A 6446-nucleotide genomic window follows, 5' to 3' on the forward strand; every position below is an offset into this window, starting at 1 on the left:
GGTCAAAAGCCGACCTGCAAAGACAGGTAGGGTGCGCGCTGGTTGTCCTTGATGACGATGTTGCCCAGATGGGCGTAGGCCAGCGTCACCGAAACGTTCTTGATCGGTTGGTAGGCAACGAAGAAGTCGTACCAGTCATCCTCCCGGGCGATCTTCAGGTTGTCCGGCTTGCTGCGGTACTCGACACCCACCGCCAGATCCTTGCGGACCAGGTAGGCCAGAGAGGTTTCGAACTGGGTCGAATAACCGTCGCGCTTGTCACCCCCGAAACCCAGAATCCCCAGCTGGTTGGCCTTGGTCTGGCGGAGGGTCGCATTGGCCAGCACGCTCTGGGCCAGGAAGAGCTTGGTGGCGCTGACGTAAAAGTCCGTACCGTGATCGTCCTTTGCGCCAATGGCCCGCAGCACCGCCCCCTGGTCATTGCGTTTGTGCTGCACGCCGATGGCAATCTGGGGCAGCCAGCTATCCTGCTCCAGCACCGCATTGCCGAGCACCCGCAGCTTGACCCCGAAGACGTCCTGATTGAAGGCGAATCCGTTCCCCAGCCCGAGTGCGCCGCCCACGTCACGTGTGTTGAAGCGCTGGCGGGCGTAGGACAATTCGAGGCGATCCCACAGGCCCACGGCGACGCCGCCCGTCGCCAGACCGTAGTCTTGGGACCACACGCCGGTGTAGAAGGCGTTGGCGCCGATCTGGTCGCGGGTGCCGTAGCCGGCAATCACCGCCCAGGGCGTCAGCCCGCCGCCGGCAGCGCCTTCCAGCTGGGTGACGCCGCCCGTGAGCAGCAGCTTGTCGCTCCCGGCGAGGGCCGGCAATGCGGCGCCCCAGGCGAGCAAGAGGGTCAGTTTCTTGATAACGTGCATGGCAATGTGCCTCCCAAGGTGATGAAGTGGGCGGCGCCTCCCCGACGGGGTCCGCCGCACCCCCTCACTACGCGGGGTGTGGCAATCCGGATGCAGACGGGTCTGCCGACCCTGCATTGCTGCGGCTGCATCCACCGCGCTGCCGGCTGCGTAATGCAGGAACACGCTGCCGCTCGTGTTGCCCTGCGACCCTTGCGCTCAGCGTCCCGATCCACTCCCGGAGACATCCAAAATGGCCCCCGATGCCTGTCACAGCAAGGAGCGATGCCCATGACCGAGGACCTGCAGCCGGTGATCCTGCCCGGCACCGCGCCGCCGCCAAGCCTTGCTGGCGCCGCGGACGCGTGCCAGCGCGGCGGATGGGCTGCGCCCGAAGACCTCGAACTGGCCGGATGCCTTAAGCGCATCGGAGGTGGCGACGAGGATGCCCTGGCCGAGCTCTATGACACTACCGGTGGCCGGGTGCATGGCATCGTCCTGCGTATCGTCCGGGATACGGTGGCTGCCGAGGAGGTGGTGGAGGACGTCTTCTTCCAAGTATGGCGCCAGGCGCTGCGCTACGATCCGGCCCGCGGCCGGCCGCTGGCGTGGATCCTGACCATTGCCCGCAGCCGTGCCCTCGACCATCTGCGCCGGGCCGACCCGGCCCTGTGCCACCCCGAACCGCATACCCTGCTGGAGGTCGAACCCCAGGATGGCGGTGGCGACCCGCCCGACCTCCTGGCGGCCTGCCAGGACAGCACGCGGGTGCACGCGGCGCTGGCGGCCCTTGACCCGGTGCCGCGCCAGCTGGTCGCATTGGTCTTCCTCCGCGGTCTGACCCACGAGGAAGTCGCTCAGCATGCAGGCTTGCCCCTCGGAACCGTCAAATCCCATGTCCGGCGTGCGCTGCTGAGTCTACGTGCAACGCTGACCGCACACATCGACAGGAGCACTGCGTGATCATGAACGACAAACACATGCTTGATCCCGACGATCCGACCGGCGCCCGCGATGTGCGCGACGGCCTGCTCGAAGCCGTCTCCCCCGTTGCCCTGTCTCCGGAGCGCGCCGATGCGCTCAAGCAGCGCCTGCTCGCCCGTGTCCGGGCCAGCCGTGCAGCCGGTGCGGATTTCATCCATGTGCGCCTTGACGAAGGCGAGTGGGGCCGTCTGGTGCCAGGGGTTCGCGTCAAGCGCCTGTGCGGTGATGCCCGGTCCGTGTTGCTTGAACTGCAGCCCGGTGCGGCGATCCCCTTCCATCGTCACCATGAAGACGAGGAATGTGTTGTCCTGCGCGGCGAGGCCCAACTGGGCGACATCACCGTCCGCGTCGGCGACTATCACCTGGCCCGTTCCGGCAGTCGCCATGGCGTGGTGCGTTCGAGCGGTGGAGCACTGCTCTATTTGCGCGGCACGCCCATCGGCCATGGCATGGAAGTCGCCCGGGACGTGATCAGCGCATTGCTTCCCGGCCGCGGGCAGGCTCCCCTCACCGTGCATCGTGACGAAGGGGAATGGACCGAACGCCAGCCCGGCGTCCGTCTCAAGCTGCTGCATGACGACGGGCGGCAACGCGCCCTGCTCCTCAATCTCGCACCGGGTGCCCGCGCCGATTTCCGCGATCCGCCGCTGGACAGCGAATGCCTGGTGATCGAAGGCGAAGCCTTTGCCGGCGACAGATTGCTGCGCACCGGCGACTACCAGTTCGCCCCCGACGGTGTGTCGCAGCCCCCCTTCAGCAGTGATGTGGGCAGTCTGCTCTTCGTGCGTTCGGCGAGCCGGCCAGCCGCCTGAAGCGGGTATCCGCTCCCTGCGGGCCGGGTGACTGCACTTTCCGGTGCGGCACCCGGCCCGCAGCGCTTTGGCGCTTGCATCCAGGTCGTTGCGGGCTGCGTAGAGGAGGTGAAGCACCCGTTCACCCCTCACCGTCAAAGGAGTCCGACCATGTCCGCCAATGCCCTTCCCGCCCGCCGCAACTTCCTGTCCATCTCCGGCAAGGCCACCCTGTCTGCCGCCGCCATCGCCCTGCTTGCCGGGCGCCCCGATCTTGCCACTGCCGCCCCTGGCGACATGGGCAAGGACGTGGACATCCTCAACGTGGCCCTGGGCCTCGAACACGAGGCCATCAACGCCTACCAGCTCGGCGCCGGCAGCGGCCTGCTGCAGAAGCCGGTGCTCGATGTGGCCGTGCTGTTCCAGTCCCATCACAAGGGCCACCGGGACGCGCTCATCGCCACCATTGAGAAGATGGGCGGCAAACCGGTGATGGAACGATCCCTCGACGACTATGCCAAGGCCCTCAATGCCGGAACGCTGAAAAGTCAGGCTGATGTGCTGGCCCTGGCCACACGCTTGGAACTGGGCGCCGCCAACGCCTACCTGGGGGTGATCCCGTCCTTCAAGGAGGCAGCGCTGGCCCAGGTGGCTGGGCGCCTCGCCGCCGACGAAACCATGCACTGGACGGCCTTGTCGTCCGCGCTGGGGCGCATGCTGCCGGCCAAGCCGCTGAGCTTCGGCGCATGAAGCCCGCACTGTGCCTCGCCCTGGCCGGCCTGGCGGTGCTTGCGGCACCTGCCCGAGCGGCCGATGACGCCGACCCGGGCCGCGCCCTCTATGAGGCGCGCTGCGGTGGCTGCCACGCCCTCGCCGCGGACCGGGTCGGGCCGCGCCATGCCGGGGTGCTCGGCCGCAAGGCGGGCAGCATCGCCGGCTTTGCCTACTCCCCGGCGCTCGCCCGCTCACAGATCGTGTGGACCGAGGAGAGTCTGGAGCGCTGGCTGCGCGATCCGGAAGCCCTGGTGCCGGGGCAGCGGATGAACTTCCGGGTTGGCGACGCGGAGGAGCGGCGGCGGATCGTCGAGTATCTGAGCCGTAATCGCTAGCGTCTCACGCCACCCGGTTGCGCGCCTCCCCGGCGGCGAAGGCTTCGATGTTGCCGATCAACTGGTCCGCCAGGGCCTGCATGGCCTCCCGGCTGGACCAGGCCACGTGGGGGGTGAGGATGAAGTTGCCCGCGTCCAGCAAATCGGGGGCGAGAAGGGGATTGTCCCGGGGTGGCTCCTCGCTCAGCACGTCGAAGCCGGCGCCGCCGATCTGCCTGTGGCGCAGGGCCTCGGCGAGGGCTGCTTCATCCACCAGGCCACCGCGGGCGGTGTTGATGAGCAGGGCGCCGGGCTTCATGGCGGCCAGCTCTGCTGCACCGATCATGTGCCGGGTGGCGTCGTTGAGGGGGCAGTGCAGGCTGATCACGTCGGCCTCGCGAAGCAACTGCGGGAAGGCAACGTAGCCCGCGCGCACGCTGTCGGCGCCATTGCGCTCGCCGCGGATCACCCGCATGCCGAAGGCCTCGGCAAGGCGGGCGACGCCGTCGCCCAGGGTGCCGCTGCCGAGAATGCCCAGGGTCTGGCCGGCCAGGTCGCGGATGGGGTAATCGAAATAGCAGAACTGTTCGCTGCGCTGCCAGCGTCCGGCTGCCACCGAGCGGTGGAAGGGGCCGATCTGCCGGGACAGGGCCAGCACCAGGGCAAAGACGTGCTCCGGTACGGTCTGGCGGGCGTAGCCGCGCACGTTGGAGACGACAATGCCGCGGGCCCGGCAGGCCTCCAGATCGATGTTGTTATAGCCGGTGGCGGCGATGGCGATCATCTGCAGTTGCGGCAGGCCGGCCAGGATGTCGGCGGTCAGCAGGCGCTTGTTGACAATCGCGATGGTGGCTCCGGCCAGGCGCTCGGCGACCTCATCCTGGCGGGTGGCGTCGAACTCCACCCACTCGTGGGCAAAGCTTGGTCGGCGGATCTGTGCGGTCAGGGCGCCGGCTTCGAGGGTGACGATGCGGTGCATGGGGCTTCCTGGAGCGGGAAGAGCCCAAGCTTAGCGCGCCCGGGGGGCCTGGCAGAACCCGGGTTTACCGCAGGCGGCTCAGAACTCCACCCCGGCCTGGGCGGCGATGCCGGCCTTGAAGGCGTGCTTGACCACGCCCATCTCGGTGACGGTGTCGGCGGCTTCGATCAGAGCCTCGGGGGCGCCGCGGCCGGTAACGATGACGTGCTGCAGCTCGGGCCGGCTGTTGATGTCGCGGAGGACTTCGGCCAGGTCCAGGTAGGCGTACTTGAGGGCGATGTTGAGTTCGTCGAGGACGACCAGGCCGATCTCCGGATCGTCCAGGAAGCGCCGCGCCTGTTCCCACCCGGCCTTGGCGCTGGCGATATCGGCGCTGCGGTCCTGGGTGTCCCAGGTGAAGCCGTCGCCCATGACGTGCCAGCTCACCTCGGGTTGGCGGCGGAAGAAGGCTTCCTCGCCGGTGTCGGAGCGGCCTTTGACGAACTGCACCACGCCCACCTTCATGCCGTGGCCGATGGCCCGGGCGAGCACGCCAAAGGCGGCGCTGGACTTGCCCTTGCCGTTGCCGGTGTTCACCAGCAGCAGGCCGCGGGTGTCGGTGGCGGCGGCGATGGCGGCGTCAACCACGGCCTTCTTGCGTTCCATGCGGGCCTTGTGGCGGGCGTTGCGCTCTTCCTCGGTGGACGTCGCGTTCAGATCGGGTGCGCTCATGGCTTCTCTCGGGTGTGGTTGTGGCCGGTTCAGACCGGCACGAACAGGGTGTGTTCGCCATCGGCGATGGCCCGCAGGGGGTGGCCGAAGGCGGCGGACAGGCGCGCAGTGGTGAGCACCTTGGCCGCCGGGCCGATCACGTGGCCGCCTTCGCCATCGAGCAGCAGCACATGGCTGGCGTAGCGGGCGGTGAGGTTGATGTCATGGAGGACCATGGCTACGCCGGCGCCGCTGGCGGCCAGGCTGCGGAAATGATCGAGCACGGCGACCTGGTGGTGCAGATCCAGGTGGGCCAGGGGTTCGTCGAGCAGATAGAGGCGCGGCTGCTGGACCAGCAGGGCGGCAATGGCCAGGCGCTGGCGCTCGCCGCCGGAAAGGGTAGGCACCTGGCGCGCGGCAAAGCTCTCCAGGCCCATCTGTGCCAGGGCCGCCAGGGCGATGGCTTCGTCGTCCGGCCCTTCCCAGTCCCAGCGGCCCAGGTAGGGGTGACGGCCGACCAGGGCGGTCTCGAGCACGGTGGCGCTGAAGAAGTCGGGTTGACTCTGGGCGAGCAGGCCGCGCAGGCAGGCCTCATGGCCGCGGGGCCAGGCGGCATAGGGCTGGCCGGACAGCAGCACGGCGCCGCGGGCGGCATCGCGCAGGCCGGCCAGGGTGTGGAGCAGGGTGGTCTTGCCGGCGCCGTTGCGGCCGAGGATCACCAGGGTGTCGCCGGCCTGGAGGCTGAAATCCAGCTCGCGACACACGTCCCGGCGCCCCACCTGAACGGTGAGCCGTTCGGTGGTCAGCACGGGGGGGCGGGCATCCATCTTCATCGGGGGTGACGGGCCAGCAGGAACAGGAACACCGGCACGCCGATCAGGGCGGTGAGCACCCCCACCGGTAGCTGGATGGGGGCGACCACGGTGCGTGCCGCGGTGTCGGCGGCGCACAGCAGCACGCCGCCGGCCAGGGTGGCGGCGGGGAGCAGCAGACGCTGGTCGTTGCCGATGGCCAGGCGCACCAGATGGGGCACGATCAGGCCGATGAAGCCCACCGAGCCGACGGTGGTGAC

Annotated in this window: 9 protein-coding genes; 4 read left to right on the forward strand and 5 right to left on the reverse strand. The window is 68.8% G+C overall.

The genetic code is table 11. From position 1 onward, the window contains the following. Positions 1-2 precede the first annotated feature (2 nt). Positions 3-863, reverse strand: a complete 861-nt coding sequence (locus J0L98_RS05250) for a DUF3034 family protein (protein ID WP_296410485.1) — start codon at positions 861-863, stop codon at positions 3-5. Positions 864-1133: 270 nt separating this feature from the next. On the opposite strand from J0L98_RS05250, the gene J0L98_RS05255 reads away from it, so the two are divergent. From J0L98_RS05255 to J0L98_RS05270, 4 genes are all read left to right on the forward strand, one after another. After that, positions 1134-1805 (forward strand): sigma-70 family RNA polymerase sigma factor, encoded by a 672-nt coding sequence (locus J0L98_RS05255; protein ID WP_296410486.1) that lies wholly within the window; start codon positions 1134-1136, stop codon positions 1803-1805. A 2-nt stretch (positions 1806-1807) separates the two neighbouring features. Further along, complete coding sequence (locus J0L98_RS05260; protein WP_296410487.1) at positions 1808-2638, forward strand: cupin domain-containing protein; 831 nt, start codon at positions 1808-1810, stop codon at positions 2636-2638. Positions 2639-2788: 150 nt separating this feature from the next. Further along, positions 2789-3367 (forward strand): ferritin-like domain-containing protein, encoded by a 579-nt coding sequence (locus J0L98_RS05265; protein WP_296410488.1) that lies wholly within the window; start codon positions 2789-2791, stop codon positions 3365-3367. Further along, positions 3364-3726, forward strand: coding sequence for a c-type cytochrome (locus J0L98_RS05270; RefSeq protein WP_296410489.1), 363 nt, complete (start codon positions 3364-3366; stop codon positions 3724-3726). The genes J0L98_RS05265 and J0L98_RS05270 overlap by 4 nt, the downstream gene beginning before the upstream one ends. Before the next feature lie 4 nt (positions 3727-3730). On the opposite strand, the gene J0L98_RS05275 is transcribed toward J0L98_RS05270, so the two are convergent. The 4 genes from J0L98_RS05275 to J0L98_RS05290 form a co-directional block, all read right to left on the reverse strand. Then, positions 3731-4684 carry a D-2-hydroxyacid dehydrogenase gene (locus J0L98_RS05275; protein WP_296410491.1) on the reverse strand — a complete coding sequence of 318 codons (954 nt, stop codon included), beginning with the start codon at positions 4682-4684 and terminating at the stop codon, positions 3731-3733. 78 nt (positions 4685-4762) lie between these two features. Then, a complete protein-coding gene (cobO, locus tag J0L98_RS05280) occupies positions 4763-5395 on the reverse strand; it encodes a cob(I)yrinic acid a,c-diamide adenosyltransferase (RefSeq protein ID WP_296410492.1) in 633 nt (210 codons plus the stop codon). A 29-nt stretch (positions 5396-5424) separates the two neighbouring features. Beyond that, entirely contained in the window at positions 5425-6207 is a 783-nt protein-coding gene (locus tag J0L98_RS05285; RefSeq protein ID WP_296410493.1) for an ABC transporter ATP-binding protein, read from the reverse strand. Beyond that, the coding region (locus J0L98_RS05290; protein ID WP_296410494.1) for an iron chelate uptake ABC transporter family permease subunit at positions 6204-6446 on the reverse strand (243 nt) is incomplete at its 5' end. The genes J0L98_RS05285 and J0L98_RS05290, both read right to left, overlap by 4 nt.

It is taken from the genome of Zoogloea sp., from assembly GCF_017302315.1.
Classification (GTDB): Bacteria; Pseudomonadota; Gammaproteobacteria; order Burkholderiales; family Rhodocyclaceae; genus Zoogloea.

Bases quoted from the DNA above. Each gene is read 5' to 3' on its own strand.
- J0L98_RS05270 (WP_296410489.1), top strand. From the start codon at position 3,364: ATGAAGCCCGCACTGTGCCTCGCCCTGGCCGGCCTGGCGGTGCTTGCG.
- J0L98_RS05285 (WP_296410493.1), bottom strand. From the start codon at position 6,207: ATGAAGATGGATGCCCGCCCCCCCGTGCTGACCACCGAACGGCTCACC.
- J0L98_RS05265 (WP_296410488.1), top strand. From the start codon at position 2,789: ATGTCCGCCAATGCCCTTCCCGCCCGCCGCAACTTCCTGTCCATCTCC.
- J0L98_RS05260 (WP_296410487.1), top strand. From the start codon at position 1,808: ATGAACGACAAACACATGCTTGATCCCGACGATCCGACCGGCGCCCGC.
- J0L98_RS05275 (WP_296410491.1), bottom strand. From the start codon at position 4,684: ATGCACCGCATCGTCACCCTCGAAGCCGGCGCCCTGACCGCACAGATC.
- J0L98_RS05250 (WP_296410485.1), bottom strand. From the start codon at position 863: ATGCACGTTATCAAGAAACTGACCCTCTTGCTCGCCTGGGGCGCCGCA.
- J0L98_RS05255 (WP_296410486.1), top strand. From the start codon at position 1,134: ATGACCGAGGACCTGCAGCCGGTGATCCTGCCCGGCACCGCGCCGCCG.
- cobO (WP_296410492.1), bottom strand. From the start codon at position 5,395: ATGAGCGCACCCGATCTGAACGCGACGTCCACCGAGGAAGAGCGCAAC.